The organism is Bacillus sp. 7705b (assembly GCF_002289525.1).
GTDB classification, from domain to species: domain Bacteria; phylum Bacillota; class Bacilli; order Bacillales; family Bacillaceae; genus Bacillus; species Bacillus halotolerans.
In genome coordinates this window covers 60264-84472 of record NZ_NSDH01000026.1, presented here as the reverse complement: position 1 = coordinate 84472, position 24209 = coordinate 60264, and the positions used below count along the sequence as shown (strand labels likewise).

The following is a 24209-nucleotide window of genomic DNA, read 5'->3' as shown; positions in this document are numbered from 1 at the left end:
TAAGCGGCTTTGCTTCTAGACTAATTGATCGGATATAAAATGGCAAGCGGGCGCGTTACAGCGCTGCCGCACTTAAAAGCAGACATAAGAATAGAAGGGCAATTTGCCCTTCTATTCTGCAGAAACTATATACGAATACAGCGGCTGTTTTCCGTTGTGGATTTCAACCTCAATCTCTTCGTACTTGTCGTTGAGAAACGCTTCAAGCTCTTCAGCTTCTTCTTGAGACGCATCTTCTCCATAAAGAATGGTGACAATTTCGTCCTCTTCTCCGATCATTTCTGACAAGAGCATTTTTGCAGCACCCAGCTGATCTTCAGCACTGCCGATAATCGTTCCATTCAGAATTCCCATAAAGTCGCCTTTTTTTATGTCTTGTCCGTCAATATGAGTATCCCTGACTGAGTATGTCACCTGTCCGCTTTTTACTTGCTGAATGGCACTTAGCATATTGGCTTCATTTGCTTCAGGCTCTTGATCCGGATTAAATGCCAGCAGCGCTGACATCCCTTGCGGAACCGTTTTGGCAGGAATGACAAAAACCTTATCGCCTATCACACTTGCGGCTTGATTGGCAGCCATGATAATGTTGGAGTTATTCGGTAAGATAAACACAGTGTCTGCATTTACAGATCTTACAGCATCGACAATATCCTCAGTGCTTGGATTCATCGTCTGGCCGCCTTCAATCACAACGGAAGCGCCAATGCTTTTGAATAAATCAGAAATGCCTTCTCCCATCGCAACAGTCACAATGCCGTACGGCTGCTTTGCCGCTTTCTCGCTGTGAGCAGGCTCGCTGTCCTGGCTGATGATGGAAGTGTGCTGCTCTCTCATGTTTTCAATTTTAATTTTTATTAATTCACCGTAATTTTGAGCGTAGTTTAACACGTTTCCCGGCTCTTCAGCATGAATATGAACCTTCGCCAGAGACTCGTCTGCAATAACCAAAAGAGAATCACCAAATTGGCTGAGGTCATTTCTGAATGTGCCTTCATCAAATTCTCTTTTATTCTGATCGAGCCTTACCATCACTTCTGTACAGAAACCAAATTCAATATCATCTGTATTCATCATGCTCTGCGCACTCTTATGATGCTCTGCGCTGACCATGTCATCAAGTGACGGAAGAACGGTTTTCTCAGGAACGGTCTCTCCTTTTAATGAAGCGAGGAAACCTTCATACACACAAAGCAGGCCTTTGCCTCCGCTGTCAACGACTCCTACTTCCTTCAGGACAGGCAGCAATTCTGGTGTCCGATTTAAGGATGCCTCAGCTTCCTTTGTCACCGATGTCATCAGCGCAATGATATCGGTTTCTTTTTCCGCCAGGGCCACCGCTTGTTTCGCAGCATCTTTTGCAACTGTTAAGATGGTGCCCTCCACAGGCTTCATGACTGCTTTGTAAGCCATATCGACACCGGCTTGCAGCGCGGCGGCAAACTCTTTTGCATTAATTTCTTTTTTTGTTTCAATGCTTTTACTGAATCCTCGGAACAATTGGGACAGGATGACTCCTGAATTCCCTCTTGCCCCCATGAGCAATCCTTTAGATAACGCGGAGCCCACTTTACCGATATCACTTGTCTCCAAATGCTCCACTTCTCTTGCCCCGGAAGTCATTGACAGGTTCATGTTTGTTCCCGTATCACCGTCCGGCACCGGAAACACGTTGAGCGCGTCAACCGCACTCGCGTTTTGCGACAGATTCTGTGCACCTGCAAGAATCATCTCAGCAAAGGTTCTGCCGTCTAATGTTCTGATAGACAATCCTACTCCTCCTAACTACGGGTTCGTCACTCGTACGCCTTGGACATAAATATTGACAGAGTCCACTGCAAGTCCGACTGTTTGATTTACTGTGTACTTTACTTTTGTTTGGACGTTATGTGCCACTTCAGAAATTTTTGTGCCGTAGCTGACAATGATATACATGTCAATATGTATCTGTTCTGCTTCTTGGCGAACTTGAACACCTCTGCTGAAATTCTCTTTCCGAAGGATTTCAGTCAGTCCGTCTTTAATTTGGTTTTTAGAGGCCATTCCAACGATGCCGTAACAGTCAATCGCAGCGCCGCCGGCAACCATTGCAATGACTTCATTCGATATATCAATCTGCCCGTATTTCGTTCTTAATTCAATGGACACACTAGTTCCTCCTTCGAATGCATAGAGTTACAGCTATTCTACTATATGAATTCCATTATGAAAAGAAAAGACGCGACAAACGCTGCACGTCTCTTTACATATACTATAGCGCCGCTGTTTGTGCAAGATGTCAAGTGAATTTTCTTGAAAGATGATGAAACAATAGTTGCAAACGTTTTTTAGCTGTGGTAAATTATTTAAAGTATCCATATCGAAAGCATCTAAGAACATATGAAAGTGAAAAAGTAGATGTTTTGTGCAAGTGAGGAGGGAAACAAATGGCACGTAAATGCGTTATCACAGGTAAAAAAACAACAGCTGGGAATAACCGTTCTCACGCAATGAATGCTTCTAAGCGCACTTGGGGCGCGAATCTTCAAAAGGTTCGTATCCTTGTGAACGGAAAACCTAAAAAAGTATATGTATCTGCTCGAGCTTTGAAATCCGGTAAAGTTGAGCGTGTATAACAAAATGAACGCCTGCCCTGATATGTGGCAGGCGTTTTTATGTGGTGAAAGGGGGCTTGAACCCCTGGGCTTTAATCTTTTCTAAATGAGCCCAGCATCGCCCGGACAATTCCTCCTAAAAACTTCGGCAATTTAATGGTGTAAAATTTCATTTTTGTCCCCTCCTATAAGTCCCGTAACCGCCTGTTCATCGCTTTAAGGTTCATTAATTTCAACAAATGAGTGAAAGCAGAAGCTAATCCGTGCTTCTTATCATTATTAATATGCCTTTCGCAAACGAAAAAGTACCTCGTGAATGAATGAGTTCGTTACTAATACATAGTGTTGAACCAAGCGTAATATGACACTTATTTAGCGGATATTTAAAACCGATGAGAGTCAGCTCATCCACTTCTTCTGTAAATGGGATGAAGGAGATATACCGTTTGTTTTGATCGATAAGAAGAGAATATTCGCCTGGAGAGAACATCTGAATATCATTCTGTTTGTCTATAAGCTTCATTTTCGAATTTGTTTTTACTCCCCTGTACAGCAGCTGAATATTTCCTAAAAAGTGATCTGCTCTGCCTCCCGTAATACCGAAGATCTGAATGACATCCGGCTGCTTTTCCAGGGCCCAATCAAGAGCGAGGTCTAAATCAGTTTGATCTTTTTCTGCCTGGTACACATGGAGAGCGGGCGCGGCTTTTTCGATTTGCCGGCGTTCCTGCTCCGTAATGCTGTCAAAATCTCCGAAAGCTTCATCAGGAATGATGCCGGCATCTAAAAGCGTGACTGTGCCCTTGTCAACCCCGACCCAGATCGTGTGATCAGCCGTATAACCAGTCAGGTCAGGGATAAAATCTTTTGGGCCTCCCGCAACGATATTGATTTTTCTCATCTCTTTTTCCTTTCTGCTTCTGGGTACAGGAAAAAGAGCTCGGGCTAAATACGCCCGGCTCTTTCTCCTGCTGCTTATTTGCTTCCTCTTATCTCAGAAATAGCTTTTTCGCGGTCAGTTTGGCCATAAACAGCAGAACCGGCAACAAGTAAATTTGCGCCCGCTTCGATGACTAGCGGGGCTGTTTCTTTGTTGACGCCGCCGTCTACTTCAATTAGCAGATCATGTTTCCCTTTTTCCTCTGCCATTCGTTTCACTTCTTTTATTTTCGGAAGAACAGAATGAATAAATTTCTGTCCGCCAAATCCAGGGTTCACCGTCATTAAGAGAACGAGATCAAGTTCTTCAAAAATATGCTCAATTACTTGAACAGGTGTATGCGGATTCAGGACAACGCCAGCTTTTACACCCTGCCCTTTCATAAGCTGGATTGTCCGGTGAAGGTGCGGACAGGCTTCGGCATGTACAGACAGGATATCTGCTCCAGCTTTTGCGAAAGCCGGGATATAACGATCCGGCTCTTCAATCATTAAATGTACATCCAGGGGCAGTTTCGTCACCGGACGAATGGCTTCTACAATCAGCGGCCCAATCGTAATATTCGGGACAAAATGGCCGTCCATGACATCAACATGAATGTAATCGGCTCCGCCTTTTTCTACATCTTGAATCTCTTTGCCTAAAGCGGCAAAATCAGCTGAAAGAATAGAAGGTGCAATCTTTACCATGATCTAATACCTCGGCTTTCTGTCTTTGATCTCTGTAATAAATTCAACATAATGGTCGTAGCGGTACTGCTTTAATTCCCCTTCTTCAACAGCTTGTTTGACTGCACATTTCGGCTCTTTCAAATGCAAACACCCTCTGAATTTGCATGATGCGCTTTTTTCTCTGATGTCAGGGAAGGTGTAGCCCAGCTCTCCTTCTTCTATGTCTGTAAACTCAAGAGAGCTGAAACCCGGCGTATCCGCAACCAGACCTCCGGACGTGTGAATGAGCTCCACATGGCGGGTTGTGTGCTTCCCGCGGCCTAAATGCTCGGAAATCTCGTTTGTTCTCAAACCCAGCTCGGGACTGATCGCGTTGAGAAGCGAGGATTTGCCAACCCCAGACTGACCGGCAAAGACCGTTGTTTTGCCGCGGAAATGCGGGATGATCTCCGTTAAACTGTCTTGGTCCTTTGAAGAGGTAAGATACACGTCATAGCCAATATTCCGGTAGTCTTCAGCATACGCTTGAATGAGCTTTTGTGTATGTTGATCTTCAATTAAATCCATTTTTGTAATACAAATAATCGGCTGGATGTCATTCGCTTCTACGAGAACCAAGAAACGGTCGAGCAATGCTGTGCTGAAAGATGGCTGCATCGCCGAGAAAACAAGCACCGCTTGATCAACGTTGCAGATCGGCGGCCTGATAAGTTCATTGGTTCTTTCTTTAATCTCTAGAAGATATCCTTCTTTATTATTTTCAGCTTGATAAACAACATAATCACCGACCAAAGGGGTGATTTTATTTTTTCTGAAAATGCCTCTTCCTCTGCATTGTATAACTTTTCCGTTATTTGAATCCTCTGATTCATCCAGTACGTAATAAAAGCCGCTAAGCGCTTTAATAATTTTGCCCTCAGGCATATTTTCCCTCCTTGTTATTCATCTTTCGGATACTCAATTGTTTTGTAGCTGACGACTTTATTATTTACCATCACTTGATAGTACCCTTTTTGGCCAGGTTCAATCTTCAGTTCGATCGTCCGTTCTACGGGCTCTTTAATCTTAAAATGTTCGTAAGTGTCAGAAATGCTGTGGTCCGCGTCGTCAATCGCGATTTGCACCTCCAGCTCGTCCCCTTCGTTTTCAGGCTCATATGGAATCTTGACTTTTTCTTTCACTGTTTTCGCCGGTTTTTTCTCAGGTCCGAGAGAAAATGTCACTTCGACCTCATTTCCCGGCTTTAGCGCCGTTCCCGCTGCCGGTTTTTGTTTGACAACCTGTCCTTCCGGAACGTCATCTGAGTACGCTTCTTTTTCCACCAGCTTGAGCCCGTTATCTTCCAGATATCCTGAGGCTGCTTCTTTACTGTATGTTTTTAAATCTCTGAGCGTAATATCTTCCGGCCCGATGCTGACTGTGAGCTTAACTTGATCTTCGTCCGGCACAAGTTCGGTCCCTGCTGACGGATTCTGGTCTATGACAGTGCCGGCGTCTTTCTCATCATTATTTACTTCATCCACCGTTACATTTTTAAAGCCCTGTTCCTTTAACACTTTTTTTGCCTTGTCGACTGATTGGTCCGTCACATCACCGATCTGCTTTTTTGCTTTACCTGTACTCTTATAAAGCGTAACCGTTGCTCCTTCTTTAACAGTGGACTCGGCTTTAGGATCGGTTTTGACCATCAGGCCTTCTTCGATCTTCTCATCTGAGATTTCCAAAACGTCTGAATCTACCTGCAAGCCTTCTTTTTCTAGAAGATCTGCCGCTTTCTCATATTCCATCCCTGCTACATCAGGTATTTTGACATCCTTAGGCATAAAAAGAGAAGGAAAAACAGTGACGGCGAGAACTCCTGCCGTGATAAAAATCAGGCATATGGTGAGCAAAATCCACGGCCATTTTTTTCTCTTAGCTTTTTTCTTCGTTTGGTTTTCTTGAGGAAATGTCATGTCAGCTTCGGTTTCATTAGAAGCTTTCGCAAGCTCTGCATCCTTAATAATCGGAATCGCTTTCGTCATTTCTTCATCATCTTGAATCGTAAATTTCTTTTCGTTGAGCCTGTCCGCGTCAAAAGCTGTTCGAATATCTTCTTCCATATCTTCAGCAGTTTCATAGCGATGAAAAGGATCTTTGGCGGTTGCCTTTAATATGATGTTTTCAACGCTTTGGGGTACTGAGGGATTCCACCTTTTCGCTGAAGGGGTTTCAGCCTGAAGATGCTTTAAGGCGATGCTGACAGCCGATTCTCCATCAAACGGGATTCGGCCGGTTAACAGCTCAAATAAGACAATCCCAAGTGCATAAATATCTGATTTTTTTGTGGCCAGACCGCCCCGCGCCTGTTCGGGGGATAAATAATGGACTGAGCCCAGCACAGAATTGGTGTGGGTGATTGTTGTCGAAGTCAGTGCAGTCGCAATTCCAAAATCCGTTACTTTGATATTGCCCATATGGTCGATCAAAATGTTATGCGGTTTAATATCCCTGTGGACAATATGATTTTGGTGGGCATGGGCAATGGCTGAGACAATTTGCTCCATGATGCTGAGCGCTTCTTTGGGGTGAAGCGGCCCATTTGCTGTTATGTATTCTTTTAGCGTCATGCCCTCTACGTATTCCATGACAATATAGTAAATGTCATCTTCCTCGCCCAAATCATAAATGCTGACAATATTCGGGTGATCAAGGCTTGATGCCGATTGGGCTTCTCTTCGGAAACGCCTGATAAACTCATTGTCATTCACATAGTCAAACCGCAGGATTTTGATTGCGACTTCACGATCAAGAATAATGTCCTCAGCTAAATAAACGTTGGCCATTCCCCCGCCGCCTATGGCACGGAGAATCTGGTAACGCCCGCTGATTCGCTTGCCGATTAGCACTGATCTTCACCCTCTTCAACATGTAAAGCAAGCTCAAGCAAAACTGCTGTAATATTGTCTTCCCCGCCATTCTCATTGGCTTTGTCCACAAGCAGGTTTACTTTTTCCTGAGGAGCTGAATCGCTTTGCAGGATGTCTTTTAATTCAGTGACTTCCACTTTATTCGTCAGTCCATCAGAACATAAAAGGAGTTTGTCTCCGGGTTCAATTTCGAAAGAACGTGCGTCAATACTGACAGATTGATCTGTTCCGAGCGCCTTCGTCAGCACATTTTTGCGCGGATGATGCTCAGCATCTTCTCTGGAGATTTCACCGGTGCGAACCAGTTCATTCACAAGAGAATGATCCTCTGTCACCTGAACGAAAAGATCGTCCTGAAGCAAATAGCATCTGCTGTCGCCTATATGAGCAACGGAAACCGTTTTGCCTGTAAAAAGAGCGCATACAATGGTTGTTCCCATGCCTTGGCATTCTTCGTGCGCTTGGGCATGATCGTAAATCTTGCTGTTTACCGCTAGAATCTGTTCAATGAGCCACTCTTCACACTCTGACGGCGCCGCAGGAACCGTATCTGCCTCATTCCATTTCTCTCCCATGGCTTTCACAGCCATCTTGCTTGCAACATCTCCAGCAAGATGGCCGCCCATGCCATCAGCGACAACCGCTAATACAAAATCGTCTTTCCCCTTAAAAATACCCGCATCATCTTCATTATGCTGGCGGATTTTCCCTGTATCTGTTTTTAAGGCTGTTAACAACCCTCATCACCTCGTCTCGTCTTGACGCTCCTTCGCGCGAAGCTGACCGCAGGCTGCGTCAATGTCATGGCCTTGCTCTCTTCGGATCGTGACATTTACTCCGCGGGATTTCAGCGTTTTCTCAAAAGCAAAAATCTGCTCGCGCGGTGTGCGGACGTAATCCCGTTCAGGCACATAGTTTACCGGAATCAAGTTCACGTGGCATTTTACGCCTTCCAGCAAGTCTGCAAGCTCTTCAGCGTGCTCGACCTGATCATTTACGCCGCCGAACAGACCGTATTCAAAGCTGATCCGGCGTCCTGTTTTATTAATGTAATATTTAACGGCTTCCATTAAATCAGGCAGCTTGTACGCTCTGTTAATCGGCATCAAACGGCTTCTGATTTCTGTATTTGGCGCGTGCAGAGAAATCGCAAAGTTAATCTGCATTTGCTGATCAGCGAATTCGTAAATTTTCGGGATGATTCCGCTTGTAGAAACAGTAATATGGCGGGCTCCTATATTCAGTCCCTTATCATGGTTAATGATTTTTAAGAAGGCAAGCATTTCGTTAAAGTTATCAAATGGTTCGCCAATTCCCATGATGACGACAGAGCTGACGCGTTCATCCGTTTCATCCAGCGCTTTTTGAACTTTCACCACTTGAGCGACAATTTCGCCCGCTTCAAGATTTCGTTTTAAGCCGCCGAGCGTTGATGCGCAGAATGTGCAGCCAATGCGGCAGCCGACTTGTGTCGTTACACATACAGAATTACCATACTCGTGTCTCATTAAAACGGTTTCGATTGTATAACCGTCGTGAAGCTCGAATAAAAACTTCATCGTACCATCTTGAGAAGTTTGTTTAACTGCTGTTTTCAGCGTCGTTAATACGAAATGAGTGTTTAATTTCTCACGCAGATCCTTTGACAGGTTTGTCATTTCGTCAAAAGAAGATACTCGTTTTTCATAAAGCCATTCAAAAATCTGTGCCGCGCGGAACGGTTTCTCTCCGTTGTCTGTCAGCCATTGTTTGATTTCGTCTAATTCAAAAGAATAAATTGAAGGACGCTCTGTCCGCAATTCTTTTCTGATCTTTGTTTTTTTAAGTTCTGTCATTGCTTATCCCTTCTTTCTCATGCTGCAAATAAAGAAACCATCTGTTCCGAAATAATGCGGAAGGATTTGAAGCCTCCCATCCCGAACAAAGGGTCTCGCCTTTTCGGGCAGCCGCTTTTCAAGAGACAAATCGGGTTCAAAATCAGGATGTTCTTGTATAAACGCATGGATAACTTCTTCATTTTCTGTCCGATCCATTGTACACGTACTGTAGACAAGAGTGCCACCTTTTTTTACTAATGGCGCAATTTCCCTTAAGATAGACAGCTGGATTTCAGCAAGCCGGGAGCTGTCATTCGGGGTTTTGGTGTATTTCATATCCGGCTTTCTTCTGATCACGCCAAAGCCTGAGCATGGAGCGTCAACCAAAATACGGTCAAACTGTTCACTTTTAAACGTTTCTCCCGCTTTTCTCGCGTCCATTGTTTTCGCATCAATAATGGAAAGACCAAGCCGTTCTGACGCTTCTTTGATCAGCTTCACCTTATGTTTGTGAAGGTCAAGCGATGTCACACTTCCCTTGTTCTCCATTAATTCAGCGATATGGGCTGACTTTCCGCCCGGTGCCGCGCACGCATCAAGCACCGTTTCACCTGGCTTAGGGTCAAGGGCCCGGGCAACCAGCATGGAACTTTCATCCTGGATGGACACTTCACCGATCTGGAAGAAGTGAGTTCCGGCGATTGTTCCCTTAACAAGCTTCACAGCATCCTCGGCGAGATCGCCTTTTTCTGCTTCGATTCCTTCAGCTGCCATTTGATCAAGTATCTCCGCTCTGTCTGTTTTCATTTCATTGATACGCAGCGTTTGCTTAGGCGGAATGAGATGAATGCGGCAAATCTTTTCAGCCGCATCAAATCCGTATGCGTCTGCCCACTCTTTCACGAGCCATTCAGGATGGCTGGTTTCTGTCGCAAGCCGGAGAACAGGATCTTCGATGGCGTCAAAGGAAGGGACTCCTTCACGCTGAATAGAGCGAAGCACGCCGTTGACAAATGAGGCAATGCCTTTATGCCCGCGGTTTTTAGCAATCTCTACCGCTTCATGGATGACTGCCCGGTCCGGGATTTTTTCTAAATATTCCATTTGATATAGGGACAGGCGGAGAAGCTGGATAACCCACGGCTTCACCTTTTGCGGCTTGTTGATAAACGGCTTGAGCATATAATCCAGCGCGATTTTGTTTTGCAATGTACCGTACACTAGTTCAGTCAAAAGCCCCCGGTCCTGATCGCTCAGTTTATTGGATTTAATAACCGATTTCAGGAGCAGGTTACTGTATGACTGATTTTGTTCTAATTTGACCAGCGCCTCCAGCGCAATATCACGAACGCTATTTGTTTTCATTGTGCACTCCTAACATATCACCTGTCTCAACATGAGCGCCACGGACGAAGTCTTCGCCTCGCATGCGTTTTTTGCCGGCAGGCTGCAGCTCTGTTAATAACAGTGCCGTATCGTTTCCTGTGGCCACGATAATTCCTTCTTTTTCAATAGCAATGACTGTGCCGGGCTCAGCTTTTGCCGGCGCCGCTGTTTTCTTGGCCGCCCACACTTTCAGGTTTTGTCCATTTAAAGTCGTATAGGCAACAGGCCATGGGTTTAAACCTCGAACTTGATTATAAAGCTCTTCTCCTGCTCTGGACCAGTCAATCAGCTCTTGTTCTCTTTTAATGTTTGGCGCATACGTCGCTTTCTCGTCATCCTGCTTTTCAGGTGATATGTCGCCGGCTATAACTTGAGGAACTGTTTCAGACAGAAGCTTCGCGCCAGCAACGCTTAATTTATCGTGCAGGGTTCCGACATTGTCGGTTTCTTCAATGTCTACTTCCACTTTAGAAATCATATCGCCTGCATCTAATTTTTCCACCATGTACATAATGGTAACTCCGGTTTTTTTCTTTCCTTGGAGAATGGAATAATGGATAGGAGCCCCGCCTCTCAGTTCAGGCAAAAGAGACGCATGGACATTAATGCATCCGTACTTAGGGCTGTCGAGTAGCTCTTTAGGCAGAATTTGCCCAAACGCTGCCGTCACAATAAGATCCGGTTGTAACGCCAGCACCTTTTCTATTTCTTCTGTCAGTCTGACTTTCTCAGGCTGAAGAACCGGGATGCCGTGACGCAAAGCTTCTTCCTTTACAGGCGGAGGCGTGAGCACTTTTTTTCTGCCCTTCGGACGGTCAGGCTGCGTGACGACCCCCACTACTTCATATCCGTCATCTATCAGGGTTCTTAAAACAGGAACTGAAAAATCGGGTGTTCCCATAAACACGATTCTCGTCATCAAATCATCCTTCCATATCCGCTAGTTCATCTTCTGTATAATATTTGCTTATTTTTGATGTGAACAGCACGCCGTCCAAGTGGTCCATTTCATGCTGCACGGCTCTCGCGAAAAAGCCCCTTGCTTCAAGAATAAACGGTTTTCCCTGACGGTTATACGCCCGCACTTTCACATAATCGGCACGCGTGACATCTCCGTAGACGCCGGGAAAACTCAAGCATCCTTCAACTCCGGTTTGCTCGCCGCTTTGTTCAAGAATTTCCGGATTCACAAGGTCAATTCTGCCGCTTTCTTCTCCGATATCAACAACAGCCGCTCTTTTTAAAATACCGATCTGCGGCGCTGCCAGTCCGACTCCATCCATTTCGAGCATGGTATCGTACATATCATCAAGCAGTTTTTTTAGCTTTTTATCAAAAACAGTCACGGTTTCCGCGGGCGTTTCCAAAACCTCCGCGGGATGTGTGACGACCTTTTTTACTGCCAATTCATTACCCTCCAAGACGTGAGATCTTACATCATCATATAAGGATTCATATCAATTGAAATCATTACATGTTTTTGTTCAATTTCCCGTTTATAATGTTCCAGTATCTTCTTCAATAAAGTTGATATCTGGGTTTCCTGTTTGTATTTTATCACGCATTGATAGCGATATCTATCTTTGATCCTGGCGATCGGCGATGCGCTTGGACCAAGTATTTTCGTATCTGCCCCGCAGTTTGCTTTCAGAAAGTGTGCGATTTTCTCAGCGGTTACAGCCGCTTTTGCCACTTCCTCGTGAGAAACCGTCACAAGAGCCAAATAGTAATACGGCGGGTAGGATTGCTCCCTCCTGTGCGCCATTTCATGCTGATAAAACGTTTCATAATCATGCGTTTTCGTCAGCTGGATGCTGTAATGGGACGGTGTGTACGTTTGAATGATGACATTGCCGGGTTTTTCATGTCTTCCCGCGCGGCCGCTGACTTGTGTTAGCAGCTGAAACGTTTTTTCAGCAGATCTGAAATCAGGAATGTGCAGTGTTGTGTCAGCGCTTAAGACTCCGACAAGTGTCACATTCGGAAAATCAAGCCCTTTCGCAATCATTTGCGTTCCAAGAAGAATATCTGCTCTTCCTTCTCCGAAAGCAGACAATAATTTTTCATGGGCACCTTTCCGAGAGGTCGTATCAACATCCATCCGTATGACTCTTGCATGTGGCAGCACCTTTGTTAATTCTTCTTCCACTCTTTGTGTTCCCGTTCCGAAAAAACGGATATGATCGCTCCCGCATTCAGGACAAGTATGCGGAACAGGCTCTTCATGTCCGCAATAATGGCATTTCATCCTCTGGCCGGAACGGTGATACGTCATGGAAATGTCGCAGTGAGGGCATTGCGGGACATATCCGCAGTCCCTGCACATCACAAAGGAGGAATAGCCCCTTTTATTTAAAAACAGCACAGCCTGTTCACCCTTGGCAATGGTTTCTTCAAGCTTTTCCATCAATTCTATTGAAAACATAGAGCGATTGCCGTTTCTGAGCTCCTCTCTCATATCCACAAGCGAAACCTCAGGCATCACTTGGTGATTGACGCGGTGTTTCAGCGAAAGCAGCTCGTACACTCCTTTTTGCGCCCGTGCATATGACTCTAACGTCGGTGTAGCACTACCTAACACAACCGGACAGCGGTGGTGCTCCGCCCGCTTGATCGCTACTTCTTTCGCATGGTAGCGCGGCATTTCCTCTTGTTTATAGGACGATTCATGCTCCTCATCGATGATAATCATCCCGAGATTTTCAAACGGGGCAAAAATAGCGGACCTCGCGCCAACGACAAGCCGTACTTCCTTGCGGTGGATTTTGCGCCACTCGTCATACTTTTCACCAGTGGATAACCCGCTGTGCATCACGGCTACCTGAGAGCCGAAGCGCCCTTTAAAGCGATGAACCATTTGCGGCGTTAACGATATTTCCGGTACAAGTACGATGGCTTCTTTTCCTTTCGCAAGCACTTTTTCAATCGACTGGAGATAAATTTCCGTTTTGCCGCTTCCTGTCACCCCGTGCAGGAGAAACACTTGATGTTCATTGTTATCTAACGTCCGGCGTATCGGCTGAAAGGCCGCGCTCTGCTCGTCTGTCAGCGGCAGCGGTTCTGTTTTTTTGAACATTTTGTCCTGATAGGGGTCTCTGTAAACCTCTTCATAGGTTTCTTTCAGAAGCCCCTTTTGGATCAGGGTCTTGATGGTGGCTGAGCTTGCGTCTGTTTTTTTGCACAGGTCCGCAGCAGGTATTTTCGTGCCTTCCGGTTCTGTCATGAAAAAGTGCAGGATCGCCTGCTGTTTAGCCGCTTGTCGGGATAAACCCTCAGCCTGCTTGGAGAGCTCTTCTTTACCGGCATTGGCCTGAATATACCTGACCATTTTTTTGTTCGCTTTTTGCGCCACTTTATAAGTTACATCGATATGGCCTTTTTGAACCTGCTTCTGGATGATTTTCAGCGTATCGTGATCAGGTATATCGGAATACAGCAAGCTCTTTGTTTCAGAAAACAGCCGTTCTACCTGCGGCGGGATATCCGCACCTTCCGCAATCTTCAGCTCTTTTTCATATTTTGCCTTTAATGCGGCAGGCAGCATCGCTTGAAGCGCCGTAATCTTAAAAGACAGCGTTTTGTCTGACAGCCATGAAGACAAATGCATCAGCTCTTCTGTCAAAACAGGCGTAAGATCTAATAAATCCTCCACTTCTTTGACAGATTTACCTGAGAGATCAGACGTATCTTTGACAGCTGTCACAAACCCTTGAATTTTACGGGGGCCAAACGGAACAATGACCCTCATTCCCGTTTTGATCATACCTTTAAGATGGTCTGGGATTTTGTAATCAAACGGCCTGTCTATATTTTTGGTGCTGACATCAACGATGACTTCGGCAAAATTCATGAGTGCTCTCCGGTTTGTTTTAAGAGGGCTGCGACTTCTCCAAGAATGTCAAACGAAACATCGAGCTTAGACATCTTCGGCAGCTCGCGTTTGCGCCCGCCTTTGAAAAAGAGCGTCACAATATTCGTATCAGCACCAAAACCGGCCCCTGCCGCTTTCACATCATTCGCCACAATCATGTCAAGATTTTTGGCAGAAAGCTTTTTGCGGGCGTAATGTTCCACATCTTGTGTCTCAGCAGCAAAACCGACTAACAGCTGATGCTGTTTTTTCTCGCCCAGTTCTTTTAAGATGTCGACTGTTCTTTTTAATTCAAGGGTCATTCCGCCGTCTTGTTTTTTCATTTTTTGGTCAAATACTGTTTTTGGCGTAAAATCGGCAACAGCAGCTGTTTTTATGACGACGTCGCTTCTCTCATACACAGAGAGCACCGCATCGCGCATGTCCGCAGCCGATTGGACAGGGATAAACTGAGAAAGCCCTTTAGGGACATCAAGCGAAACCGGCCCTGAGATCAAGGTCACGTTTGCACCAAACCGCACCGCAGCCTCAGCTAATGCGTATCCCATTTTACCCGTCGATTTATTCGTGAAAAAACGCACAGGATCAACTGCCTCCCGTGTCGGGCCTGCTGTGATCACCACATGTTTGCCTTCTAAAGGCGCGTCTTTTTCTTCTGCAAAATGCTTTTCCGCAAGCTTCACGATGTTTTCGGGTTCTTCCAATCTTCCTTTTCCAACGTAACCGCATGCTAAATAGCCCTCGCTCGGTTCAATAAAACGAAAACCATCCTGATAAAGGACAGAAATATTGCGTTTGACTGCCGGATGGTCATACATATGCACATTCATGGCGGGCGCAATCCATACCGGCGCTGTTGCCGCTAATAAGGTTGTTGTCAGCATATCATCAGCAATGCCGTTGGCCAGTTTTCCAATCACATTGGCCGTAGCCGGCGCAACAATAATCAGGTCGGCCCAGTCAGCTGCGTCTATATGAGAAATGACGCTTGGATTTTGTTCTTTAAATGTATCTGTATATACTTCATGGCGGCTCAATGCCTGAAATGTCAGCGGTGAAACGAACTGGCACGCAGATTCAGTCATAATGACTTTAACATTTGCCCCTGCCTGCACCAGCTTGCTTGTCAGCGCACAGGCTTTATAAACAGCGATGCCTCCGCTCACGCAAAGCAACACATTTCGATTGTTCAGCAATGACTTCTCCCCCTCTGCAATTTAAAACAGCACGGAAAAAAATAACAACCTACATGATATAGGTTGCTACTTGTGCTACTATTCGCGGTCTTCCTTTTCAAACGAAAGCAGGCCTGCATCAATTTCTTCTAAAGCTTTGCCTACATATTTGTGTGAAATCGTATGTTCAATCATCTGGTCTTTTTTGATTTGCATTTCACGCGCGCGTCTAGCAGAAACGGTTACGAGCGTGTATTTCGAATCCAATTTATTCATTAATGAGTCAATTGACGGATCTAACATCAGTTATTCAACCTCCAGCATTTTCTTATATCTTGGTGCAACGCGCTCACGCTTCAAATGTTCAGCGAGAACGATTGCTTTGATTTTGTCGCAAGCCGTTTCGACATTATCATTTTCTACGACGTAATCATATGCGTCCATCATTTCGATCTCAGCTTTTGCGGCTTTCATGCGATTTTCAATCAGAGCATCTGTTTCCGTTCCTCTTGTCACAATTCTGTTCTTCAGTTCAGAAAGACTCGGAGGCGCAAGGAAAATAAACAGACCTTCCGGGAAAGCATTTCTCACTTGAAGAGCGCCTTGAACTTCGATTTCTAAAAAGACGTCTTTTCCTTCTTGGAGCGTCTGTTCAACATAATCGACAGGAGTGCCGTAATAATTGCCGACATATTCTGCCCATTCAAGCAGCTTATTGTTTGCAATCATTTGCTCAAATTCTTCTCTCGTTTTGAAAAAATAATCGACTCCGTTCACTTCGCCCTCTCGCGGGTTTCTCGTTGTTACTGAAATCGAATACTCGAATTTTGTATCTTCTTGCGAAAAAATCGCTTGCCGAACCGTTCCTTTACCAACTCCTGAGGGACCTGAGAGAACGATTAATAACCCTCTTTCTTTCATGCGGCAATTATCCCTGCCCTTCATCCATAATTTCTTCTTTAACAGAAAGTCTGTGTGCAACTGTCTCAGGCTGGACGGCAGATAAGATAATGTGATCACTATCCATGACGACAACTGCACGGGTTCTTCGTCCGTATGTAGCGTCAATTAGCATTCCGCGGTCTCTTGCATCCTGGATCATCCGTTTGATTGGCGCAGACTCCGGGCTGACAATCGAAATCATCCGATTGGCGGAGATAATATTGCCAAATCCGATATTAATCAGTTTAATCGTCATCTTCTACGTTCCCCCTGTAAAATAGACGTCTCTAGTTTAGCCTAGCAAGTCCGTCTGTAAACAATACGCACAGTCACTATTCTATATTTTGCACTTGTTCTTTTATTTTTTCAATAGAACTTTTCATTTCGACGACAAGCTTTGTGATCTGGTGATCATTTGCTTTTGAGCCGATTGTATTTGCTTCCCGATTCAGCTCCTGGACAAGAAAGTCGAGTTTGCGCCCGACAGCTCCGCCTTCAGCTAATATATCACGAAACTGAGCGAAGTGGCTCTTCAATCTTGTAATCTCTTCTGTAATATCAGAACGATCTGCAAAAATAGCGCATTCTGTAACAAGCCGGCTCTCATCCAACACGTCTTCGGTCCATTCCTTTATTCTGGCGTACAGCCGTTCCCTGTAACGAGATACCGCATCGGCTGCCAAAGATTCGGTCTTTTCGGTCAGCTCTTCAAGCTGATCAATATGCATCAGACAGTCTTTGGCTAAAAGCAGCCCCTCTTTTTCGCGCATCTCACAGAGTCCTTTTACGGCTTCCTCTGCAGCAGCTGTTATTAACTCCTCAAGCTTTTCATTTTGAGTCTGTTCCTCATGAATCTGGACGACATGATCAAGCTTGAAGAAGTCCATGACATCAGGCTCTGCGGACAATTGATAACGCTTTTTCATATCCTCTGCAGCTGCGACAAACTCATCGAGCAGCGGCCAATCAATGTCAAGCCTTCTCTCTACAAGCATATCACTGTCAACGGAGACGAAAAGCTCAATTCTTCCGCGCTGTATGTACTGCAGAATCGTCTGTTTCAGCTTATCTTCTAAATATAGCAAAGGCCTTGGCAAACGAGCGTTCACTTCTTTAAACCTGTAATTCACAGATTTAAGTTCAACGCTTACAGAGAGATCATCTTGTGTTTTGCTTGCACTGCCGAAGCCTGTCATACTTCGTATCATAAATAAAACACCCAATTTCTTCCCTGTTCTCAAAATAAAAGGGCAATAGACATGCTATTACCCCTAAGATTATATCATATGAATTTACTTTTTTCTTGTCAAAAGTGACCCCGCCAGCAAAAAAGTAGGGATGGCCGACATGCCGATGACCAGCATCCAGTCTCCCGGCGTGATGGAAACCGTATGGAAAATCGGCTGAAGCGGCGGATAGTAAATGACCACCAGCATCAGTAAAATCGATGACAATACAGCGCCGATCAGATACAAGTTTTCAAACGGATTTCTGGAAAAAACGGACGTTTCGCTCCGGCAGTCAAATACGTGAATGAGCTGAGCCAGCACCAACGTCGCAAACGCAATTGTCTGCGCATAAGACAAATTCTCAGGATTGCGGTGATACACGATGATAAAAGCCAAAATCGTGGCAGCACCGATTAAAAATCCTCTGGAGACCACCTTCCATCCAAGCTTGCGGGCAAACACCCCTTCTTTCGGGTGACGCGGCTTCCGCTTCATAACGTCTCCTTCCGGCTGATCCATGCCGAGCGCCATCGCCGGCAATCCATCTGTCACCAAGTTGACCCACAAAATCTGAATCGGCACGAGCGGCAAAGGAAGGGCAAGCAGCATGGCGAAAAGCATGACCAGAATTTCTCCTACGTTAGAAGCCAGCAGGTATCGGATAAATTTTCTAATATTTTCATAGACGTTTCTGCCTTCTTTTATCGCTGATTTAATGGTTGCAAAATTATCATCTACGAGAATGAGGGATGATGCTTCCTTCGCCACATCCGTTCCTGTAATACCCATGGCAACGCCGATGTCAGCCTGTTTGATCGCGGGCGCGTCATTGACGCCGTCTCCTGTCATTGCAACGATATGTCCGTTTTCCTGATACGCTTTGACAATTTTCAATTTATGCTCAGGAGAAACGCGGGCAAACACATACACATCCTCCACTACGTCAGAAAGCTCTTCTTGCGAAAGCTCATTCAGCATCTGGCCGTCCATGATTTTTCCGCTTTTCGGGAGGAGGCGCAAATCTTTCGCTATAGCTTTTGCTGTCTCAACATGATCCCCTGTAATCATGACAGTCTTAATTCCCGCTTCACGGCATTCTTTAATCGCCTGTCTGACTTCAGGGCGCGGCGGATCTATGATGCCTGAAAGGCCAAGCATTGTCAGATCTTTTTCCGCCTGCTCCATTGACGGTGTTTCCCCTGCTTTTACCGGTCTATAGGCAACCGCAATCGTTCGGAGCGCCTGGGAAGCCAATTGCCGTAATACTGCCTCTGTTTCTGCTTTTCTCTCATTTGAGAAAGGAGCGGCAGAGCCGTCATAATAAATACGGGAGGACCGCTGCATCAGTACATCCGGCGCGCCTTTCGTAATGATATAGCGCTTTCTGTCCTGATCCTCTACAATGACAGTCATCATTTTTCGTGCTGAATCAAACGGAAACTCCTCAATCACCCGGTAATGGGATTCCACAAACTCCTTTGAAAAGCCGCCTTTTCTTGCCGCGGTGAGCAGCGCTCCCTCTGTCGGATCTCCGTCAAGCACATAGTCACCGTTTCTTTTTTCAATATTCGAATTGTTACAAAGCGCTCCGAACAATAGCATTTGCTCCAGCGGCTTATGCTCATTCACACTGACCTCTTTATCGTTCAGTGTGAAGCCTCCTTTCGGATCGTAGCCCGTGCCCGACACTCTCCACGTTTTTCCTCCGGACCATACATGTGTGACCGTCATTTTGTTTTGCGTCATTGTTCCTGTTTTGTCTGAACAAATAATAGAGGCACACCCAAGCGTCTCAACCGCGGGAAGCTTTCTCACGATTGATTTTTGCTTGATCATACGCTGTACACCCAATGACAGCGCTACTGTCACAATGGCTGGCAGCCCTTCTGGAATGGCGGCTACCGCTAGCGAAACACCGGCTAAAAACATACTGTACAGATCGTGTCCCTGGATCACGCCGACAGCGACAACAAGTACAGTGAGCAGCAAAGCGACAACAATTAAAATTTTCCCGAGCTGCTCGAGCCTTCTTTGCAGCGGGGTTGACAGAGTTCCCGCCGATTCAAGCATGTCAGCGATTTTCCCCATAGCCGTGTTCATTCCTGTACCGACGACAACACCGACACCGCTGCCGCGGGTGACGATGGTTCCCATAAAGGCCATATTCGTAATATCCCCCAGCGATACATCGGGTTTTTTCAATTTATCCGCATGTTTCACAACCGGGATTGACTCTCCGGTTAACGCTGATTCTTCAATTTCCAGGCTTTTCGCTTCGACAATCCGGACATCTGCTCCAATCCGGTCGCCGCTTGTAAACTTCACAATGTCGCCCGGCACCAGTTCTTTAGAAGGGATCTTTGTCCAGCTTCCTTCCCTGAGCGCCATCACATGAGGAGTTGACAGCTCTTTTAATGCCTGAAGAGATTGCTCTGCACGCCGTTCTTGAAAGAACCCAAGTATGCCATTCACAAACACAATCGCAATAATCGCAACCGCGTCCACATATTCACCAAGAAACCCTGAAATTAATGTTGCCGCAAGCAGCACAAGCACCATGAAATCTTTAAACTGCGCCAAAAACAAGATAAGCGCTGATGTTTTTTTCCCTTCTTGAAGCTCGTTTGGCCCATGCTTGTCGAGGCGTTTTTTCACCTCTTTTTCAGTTAATCCTTGTTTCATGGACGTATTTGTTGCCTCTAATAAATCTGTTTGTCCCATTTCATGAAACTTCATTCCGCTCGTCCACTCCCCTGCTCTCTTATAGAGATATCACTCTATAAGCATGCTTATTCTGACTCGTCCCATTTCATGCTATAATTATCGAATGCAGGAAGAATGAGAGGGTGTATTATATATGTCGTTTGATGGCATGTTTACATACGGAATGACACACGAACTGAACGAGCGAATAATGGGCGGACGGATCACAAAAGTCCATCAGCCTTATAAGCACGATGTGATTTTTCACATCCGCGCCAATGGAAAAAACCAAAAGCTTTTATTATCGGCACACCCAAGCTATTCACGGGTGCATATCACGGCACAAACGTATGAAAACCCGAGTGAACCGCCGATGTTTTGCATGCTGCTAAGAAAGCATATTGAAGGCGGATTTATTGAAAAAATTGAACAGGCGGGCCTTGACCGCATTATGATTTTTCATATTAAAAGCCGTAATGAAATCGGCGATGAAACGCATCGAAAGCTTTATGTCGAAATTATGGGCCGCCACAGCAATATCATTCTGACGGACGGAGAGGAAAATGCGATCATCGACGGGCTGAAACATCTATCACCGTCAATGAACAGCTATCGCACCGTACTGCCGGGCTACGATTATAAGCTTCCGCCGGCCCAGGACAAGATCTCACCGCTAGAAGCGACTGAAGATGACATGTTGCGTCATCTCAGTTTTCAAGAAGGACGGCTAGATAAACAAATTGTTGACCATTTTTCCGGTGTTTCTCCGCTCTTCGCAAAAGAAGCTGTCCACAGAGCGGGCCTTGCCAACAAAGTGACACTGCCAAAAGCGTTGCTGGAGCTCTTTGCAGAGGTAAGGGAGCACCGTTTCAACCCTAACATTACGACTGTTAACGGGAAGGAATATTTTTATCTGCTGGAGCTGACTCACCTTAAAGGAGAAGCACGCCGCTTCGATTCATTAAGTGAGCTGCTGGACCGTTTTTATTTCGGAAAAGCTGAGCGGGACCGGGTTAAACAGCAGGCTCAGGATCTTGAGCGGTTCGTTGTGAATGAACGGAAAAAGAATGCCAACAAAATCAAAAAACTAGAAAAAACACTGGAGTATTCGGAAAACGCTAAGGAATTTCAGCTTTACGGGGAGCTGCTGACTGCGAATTTATATATGATGAAAAAAGGCGACAAGCAGGCTGAAGTCATCAACTACTATGATGAGGAAAATCCGACAATCGCTATCCCGCTAAATCCGAACAAGACGCCTTCAGAGAATGCACAGGCCTATTTCACTAAGTATCAGAAGGCGAAAAACTCAGTTGCCGTTGTCGAAGAACAAATCAGTCTGGCTAAGCAAGAAATTGAATACTTCGACCAGCTGATTCAGCAGCTGTCGTCCGCTTCTCCGCGTGATATCAGTGAAATCAGAGAAGAGCTTGTGGAGGGGAAATATTTACGTCCTAAGCAGCAAAAAGGGCAGAAAAAACAAAAACAGAACAACCCTGTTTTAGAAACATACGAATCCTCTTCCGGTCACACTATTTTAGTTGGCAAAAACAACCGTCAAAACGAGTATTTAACGACCAAAGCAGCTGCCAGAGACGACATATGGCTTCACACGAAGGATATCCCGGGCTCCCATGTTGTCATCAGAAGCAGCGAGCCGGATGAACAAACAATTATTGAAGCCGCCACAATTGCAGCTTATTTTTCAAAAGCAAAAGATTCAAGTTCTGTGCCTGTTGATTATACAAAAATCAGGCACGTCAAAAAGCCGAACGGCGCAAAGCCCGGATTCGTGACTTATGACAGCCAGCATACCGTCTTTGTCACGCCTGATGCGGATACTGTCATCAGGCTGAAAAAAAGCTGATTCATATAAAGAAAAGCCAGAGCAGCAACTGCTCTGGCTTATTTATTTCTTCTGATCTGATAAAGCCTGTCTACTTCGCTGACAAAGTCGCCGTCAATGAGCACGTCCACTTTTTCAGCAAGTTCCTTCGTATGCTTTGGACTGGCTCCGTTTGTCGAAACAGAAACCGTAACATGCCCTCTTTTTACGATTTTCGGCATGTACACATTGCCCAGCTCAGCGTCACTGGCACAGTTGACAAGCTGGGAAGGCGATGCATTTTGCGCAATTTCTTTATTCACAGCGGCGTCATCCGTCGCGGCAATAATCAAAAAAGCGTCGAGATAATCCTCTTTCTCAATCTTCCGGCTCAGCCACTTGATTTGGCGATTGTCTGCCATCTGCCTGATTTCCTGTTCCGCAACCGGACTGACAATCGTAATATCCGCTCCCTCAGAAAGCACCGTTTTTAACCTTCTGAGCGCAATACTGCCGCCCCCTGCGATCACAACCTTTTTCTTCTGCAGACTAATGTGAAGTGGGAGCATATGAGCCTCCGTCAAAATTAAATTGCCCCTCATGGTTGTCAGCAGTTTCTTTCACACGATTTAAAAATGCCTTTTTCACATGCGGGTGGAAACCGATATAGGAAGAGAGGTAGACATTTGGATTTTTGGCCTTCAATTTCTGGACCTCACGTTCTATCTCATTCATCAGCATCCCGGTAAACAGCAAATACGGAACAATAAAGGTCGTCACGCCGTCATCTTTTTTCAGCTCAGAAAAAACCTCTTTGTAATTGGGACCGCATGCTGTCATAAAACATGGAATCACTTCCTTGACGGGCATGATGTTTTGGAGCAACCCGGCAATGCCGGTTACGTCTCTTTTTACATCTGGGTCTGAGCTTCCCCTGCCGATGAGCACAACCCTGGCGTTTTCGTACGGAACGCCTATGTCTTTAACACGATGATAGACAGCTTTGACAACTTCTTCGTCAATCCCAATCGGACTTCCGTATGAGATATGGACTGAAGGATACCGGGATGCGGCACGGGCAATTTCTTCCGGAATATCATGTTTTGCATGAGCAGCCGTTAAAAGAAGCAGAGGCACCACTGCGATATGAGTGGCGCCTTGCTTCACACATGCTTCAAACCCTGTCTCAATTGTCGGCTCCTGAAGCTCCAAAAAGCTGATTTCCTGTACAGGCGCAGAGACGTGCGCCTTGCATCCTTCCAAAAAGGCAGCGGCCTCTTGCTGAGCCTTTTTTACCCGGCTGCCGTGGCCGACATATAAAATCGCTTGTTTCATTTACAACGCCTCGCTTAAATCTTGTTTTTTCAGCTCAGATTCAAACCATTCCAGCTTATAGTGATAATTTACAACATTTCCAACAACAATTAAACTCGGATTTTTAATGTCTTCTTTTTTCACCGTTTCTGAAAGGGTGTCAACTGTACAAAAAACAGATTTTTGCTTGTCCGTTGTTCCCCAATGAATAAACGCTGCCGGAGTAGAACCGTCCCGGCCGTTTTCCAGGAGTTTTTTTTCGATCTGCTGCACATTTTTAATGCCCATATAGATGACAAGTGTATCAATCCCTGTGGCCAGCGCTTTCCACTTTTCCTCAAAATCCTCTTCTTTTTTATAATGCCCCGTTACAAAAGCCACGTTAGAGCCCGCGTCCCGATGAGTGACAGGAATCCCGGCATAAGCAGCCGCCGCGATTCCCGATGTGATACCGGGGACAATTTCAAACGGAATGCCATTTTCAGAAAGGCATTCCGCTTCTTCCCCTCCTCTGCCGAACACAAATGGGTCTCCGCCTTTCAATCTGACAACGGTTTTCCCTTTTTGCGCATACTTCACAAGAAACCGATTGATGGTTTCCTGCTTCATTGTATGAAAATCTGGAAGCTTCCCGCAGTAGATCAGGTCCGCCTGCTCCTTGGCATATTGCAAAATCTCTTTATTTACTAATCTGTCATATAGGATTACATCAGCTTTTCCAATGGCTTTCAGCGCTTTAATTGTCAGCAGATCAGGATCTCCGGGACCCGCTCCTACAATATATACTTTCCCCATCGTCTTTCCCCCGATCTATTCGAGTTCTTCCAGAACGT

General features: G+C 45.6%; 24 protein-coding genes. 2 read left to right on the top strand and 22 right to left on the bottom strand.

Features of this window, described 5'->3' with window-relative positions; all coding sequences use genetic code 11:
* Window positions 1–111: 111 nt before the first annotated feature.
* Both CJU60_RS11130 and CJU60_RS11125 read right to left on the bottom strand, forming a co-directional pair.
* Window positions 112–1770, bottom strand: a complete 1659-nt coding sequence (locus CJU60_RS11130) for a DAK2 domain-containing protein (protein ID WP_095713821.1) — start codon at window positions 1768–1770, stop codon at window positions 112–114.
* Between the two features lie 15 nt (window positions 1771–1785).
* The gene (locus CJU60_RS11125; RefSeq protein WP_024121367.1) at window positions 1786–2148 is read right to left on the bottom strand and encodes an Asp23/Gls24 family envelope stress response protein; all 363 of its coding nucleotides are present in this window, start codon (window positions 2146–2148) and stop codon (window positions 1786–1788) included.
* Window positions 2149–2426: 278 nt separating this feature from the next.
* On the opposite strand from CJU60_RS11125, the gene rpmB reads away from it, so the two are divergent.
* A complete protein-coding gene (rpmB, locus tag CJU60_RS11120) occupies window positions 2427–2615 on the top strand; it encodes a 50S ribosomal protein L28 (protein WP_003221548.1) in 189 nt (62 codons plus the stop codon).
* A gap of 71 nt (window positions 2616–2686) precedes the next feature.
* Here rpmB and spoVM read toward each other — a convergent pair whose 3' ends face one another.
* The 17 genes from spoVM to CJU60_RS11035 form a co-directional block, all read right to left on the bottom strand.
* Window positions 2687–2767, bottom strand: a complete 81-nt coding sequence (spoVM, locus tag CJU60_RS11115; RefSeq protein ID WP_003221545.1) for a stage V sporulation protein SpoVM — start codon at window positions 2765–2767, stop codon at window positions 2687–2689.
* Window positions 2768–2850: 83 nt separating this feature from the next.
* A complete protein-coding gene (locus CJU60_RS11110; RefSeq protein WP_095713820.1) occupies window positions 2851–3495 on the bottom strand; it encodes a thiamine diphosphokinase in 645 nt (214 codons plus the stop codon).
* 74 nt (window positions 3496–3569) lie between these two features.
* Window positions 3570–4223: a ribulose-phosphate 3-epimerase gene (rpe, locus tag CJU60_RS11105; RefSeq protein WP_095713819.1), complete on the bottom strand. Its 654-nt coding sequence runs from the start codon at window positions 4221–4223 to the stop codon at window positions 3570–3572.
* Between the two features lie 3 nt (window positions 4224–4226).
* Window positions 4227–5129 (bottom strand): ribosome small subunit-dependent GTPase A, encoded by a 903-nt coding sequence (gene rsgA, locus CJU60_RS11100; protein ID WP_024121364.1) that lies wholly within the window; start codon window positions 5127–5129, stop codon window positions 4227–4229.
* A 14-nt stretch (window positions 5130–5143) separates the two neighbouring features.
* On the bottom strand, window positions 5144–7093 hold the full coding sequence (pknB, locus tag CJU60_RS11095) for a Stk1 family PASTA domain-containing Ser/Thr kinase (protein WP_095713818.1): 1950 nt from the start codon (window positions 7091–7093) through the stop codon (window positions 5144–5146).
* Window positions 7087–7851, bottom strand: a complete 765-nt coding sequence (prpC, locus tag CJU60_RS11090) for a protein-serine/threonine phosphatase PrpC (protein WP_024121362.1) — start codon at window positions 7849–7851, stop codon at window positions 7087–7089. Before prpC ends, pknB begins: the two co-directional genes overlap by 7 nt.
* Before the next feature lie 6 nt (window positions 7852–7857).
* Window positions 7858–8949: a dual-specificity RNA methyltransferase RlmN gene (rlmN, locus tag CJU60_RS11085; protein WP_024121361.1), complete on the bottom strand. Its 1092-nt coding sequence runs from the start codon at window positions 8947–8949 to the stop codon at window positions 7858–7860.
* 3 nt (window positions 8950–8952) lie between these two features.
* A complete protein-coding gene (rsmB, locus tag CJU60_RS11080) occupies window positions 8953–10296 on the bottom strand; it encodes a 16S rRNA (cytosine(967)-C(5))-methyltransferase RsmB (RefSeq protein ID WP_095713817.1) in 1344 nt (447 codons plus the stop codon).
* A complete protein-coding gene (gene fmt / locus CJU60_RS11075) occupies window positions 10283–11236 on the bottom strand; it encodes a methionyl-tRNA formyltransferase (RefSeq protein WP_024121359.1) in 954 nt (317 codons plus the stop codon). Before fmt ends, rsmB begins: the two co-directional genes overlap by 14 nt.
* 4 nt (window positions 11237–11240) lie before the next feature.
* On the bottom strand, window positions 11241–11723 hold the full coding sequence (gene def / locus CJU60_RS11070; RefSeq protein ID WP_024121358.1) for a peptide deformylase: 483 nt from the start codon (window positions 11721–11723) through the stop codon (window positions 11241–11243).
* A 26-nt stretch (window positions 11724–11749) separates the two neighbouring features.
* Complete coding sequence (priA, locus tag CJU60_RS11065; protein ID WP_095713816.1) at window positions 11750–14167, bottom strand: primosomal protein N'; 2418 nt, start codon at window positions 14165–14167, stop codon at window positions 11750–11752.
* A complete protein-coding gene (gene coaBC / locus CJU60_RS11060; RefSeq protein WP_095713815.1) occupies window positions 14164–15384 on the bottom strand; it encodes a bifunctional phosphopantothenoylcysteine decarboxylase/phosphopantothenate--cysteine ligase CoaBC in 1221 nt (406 codons plus the stop codon). Before coaBC ends, priA begins: the two co-directional genes overlap by 4 nt.
* A 78-nt stretch (window positions 15385–15462) precedes the next feature.
* A complete protein-coding gene (gene rpoZ, locus CJU60_RS11055; protein WP_003221520.1) occupies window positions 15463–15666 on the bottom strand; it encodes a DNA-directed RNA polymerase subunit omega in 204 nt (67 codons plus the stop codon).
* A gap of 3 nt (window positions 15667–15669) precedes the next feature.
* Window positions 15670–16284, bottom strand: coding sequence for a guanylate kinase (gene gmk, locus CJU60_RS11050; protein WP_024121355.1), 615 nt, complete (start codon window positions 16282–16284; stop codon window positions 15670–15672).
* 7 nt (window positions 16285–16291) lie between these two features.
* The gene (gene remA, locus CJU60_RS11045) at window positions 16292–16561 is read right to left on the bottom strand and encodes an extracellular matrix/biofilm regulator RemA (protein WP_003154355.1); all 270 of its coding nucleotides are present in this window, start codon (window positions 16559–16561) and stop codon (window positions 16292–16294) included.
* Window positions 16562–16637: 76 nt separating this feature from the next.
* Window positions 16638–17513, bottom strand: a complete 876-nt coding sequence (locus tag CJU60_RS11040; protein WP_095713814.1) for a YicC/YloC family endoribonuclease — start codon at window positions 17511–17513, stop codon at window positions 16638–16640.
* Between the two features lie 84 nt (window positions 17514–17597).
* Entirely contained in the window at window positions 17598–20270 is a 2673-nt protein-coding gene (locus CJU60_RS11035) for a calcium-translocating P-type ATPase, SERCA-type (protein WP_095713813.1), read from the bottom strand.
* Between the two features lie 121 nt (window positions 20271–20391).
* Between CJU60_RS11035 and rqcH the strand changes: the two genes are divergently transcribed.
* Window positions 20392–22104: a tRNA modification protein RqcH gene (rqcH, locus tag CJU60_RS11030; protein ID WP_095713812.1), complete on the top strand. Its 1713-nt coding sequence runs from the start codon at window positions 20392–20394 to the stop codon at window positions 22102–22104.
* Between the two features lie 38 nt (window positions 22105–22142).
* Here rqcH and sirC read toward each other — a convergent pair whose 3' ends face one another.
* From sirC to cobA, 3 genes are read right to left on the bottom strand one after another with little or no spacing between them, the layout of a single operon-like run.
* Window positions 22143–22631, bottom strand: coding sequence for a precorrin-2 dehydrogenase (sirC, locus tag CJU60_RS11025; RefSeq protein WP_095713811.1), 489 nt, complete (start codon window positions 22629–22631; stop codon window positions 22143–22145).
* Window positions 22612–23397 (bottom strand): sirohydrochlorin chelatase, encoded by a 786-nt coding sequence (sirB, locus tag CJU60_RS11020; RefSeq protein ID WP_095713810.1) that lies wholly within the window; start codon window positions 23395–23397, stop codon window positions 22612–22614. The genes sirC and sirB overlap by 20 nt, the downstream gene beginning before the upstream one ends.
* Window positions 23398–24171: a uroporphyrinogen-III C-methyltransferase gene (gene cobA / locus CJU60_RS11015; RefSeq protein WP_095713809.1), complete on the bottom strand. Its 774-nt coding sequence runs from the start codon at window positions 24169–24171 to the stop codon at window positions 23398–23400.
* Between the last annotated feature and the right edge of the window lie 38 nt (window positions 24172–24209).

Bases quoted from the DNA above. Each gene is read 5' to 3' on its own strand.
- rpoZ (WP_003221520.1), bottom strand. From the start codon at position 15,666: ATGTTAGATCCGTCAATTGACTCATTAATGAATAAATTGGATTCGAAA.
- rpmB (WP_003221548.1), top strand. From the start codon at position 2,427: ATGGCACGTAAATGCGTTATCACAGGTAAAAAAACAACAGCTGGGAAT.
- remA (WP_003154355.1), bottom strand. From the start codon at position 16,561: ATGACGATTAAACTGATTAATATCGGATTTGGCAATATTATCTCCGCC.
- rsgA (WP_024121364.1), bottom strand. From the start codon at position 5,129: ATGCCTGAGGGCAAAATTATTAAAGCGCTTAGCGGCTTTTATTACGTA.
- priA (WP_095713816.1), bottom strand. From the start codon at position 14,167: ATGAATTTTGCCGAAGTCATCGTTGATGTCAGCACCAAAAATATAGAC.
- cobA (WP_095713809.1), bottom strand. From the start codon at position 24,171: ATGGGGAAAGTATATATTGTAGGAGCGGGTCCCGGAGATCCTGATCTG.
- CJU60_RS11040 (WP_095713814.1), bottom strand. From the start codon at position 17,513: ATGATACGAAGTATGACAGGCTTCGGCAGTGCAAGCAAAACACAAGAT.
- spoVM (WP_003221545.1), bottom strand. From the start codon at position 2,767: ATGAAATTTTACACCATTAAATTGCCGAAGTTTTTAGGAGGAATTGTC.
- fmt (WP_024121359.1), bottom strand. From the start codon at position 11,236: ATGACGAGAATCGTGTTTATGGGAACACCCGATTTTTCAGTTCCTGTT.
- gmk (WP_024121355.1), bottom strand. From the start codon at position 16,284: ATGAAAGAAAGAGGGTTATTAATCGTTCTCTCAGGTCCCTCAGGAGTT.
- sirC (WP_095713811.1), bottom strand. From the start codon at position 22,631: ATGCTCCCACTTCACATTAGTCTGCAGAAGAAAAAGGTTGTGATCGCA.
- CJU60_RS11035 (WP_095713813.1), bottom strand. From the start codon at position 20,270: ATGAAGTTTCATGAAATGGGACAAACAGATTTATTAGAGGCAACAAAT.
- CJU60_RS11110 (WP_095713820.1), bottom strand. From the start codon at position 3,495: ATGAGAAAAATCAATATCGTTGCGGGAGGCCCAAAAGATTTTATCCCT.
- rqcH (WP_095713812.1), top strand. From the start codon at position 20,392: ATGTCGTTTGATGGCATGTTTACATACGGAATGACACACGAACTGAAC.
- rpe (WP_095713819.1), bottom strand. From the start codon at position 4,223: ATGGTAAAGATTGCACCTTCTATTCTTTCAGCTGATTTTGCCGCTTTA.
- sirB (WP_095713810.1), bottom strand. From the start codon at position 23,397: ATGAAACAAGCGATTTTATATGTCGGCCACGGCAGCCGGGTAAAAAAG.
- rlmN (WP_024121361.1), bottom strand. From the start codon at position 8,949: ATGACAGAACTTAAAAAAACAAAGATCAGAAAAGAATTGCGGACAGAG.
- rsmB (WP_095713817.1), bottom strand. From the start codon at position 10,296: ATGAAAACAAATAGCGTTCGTGATATTGCGCTGGAGGCGCTGGTCAAA.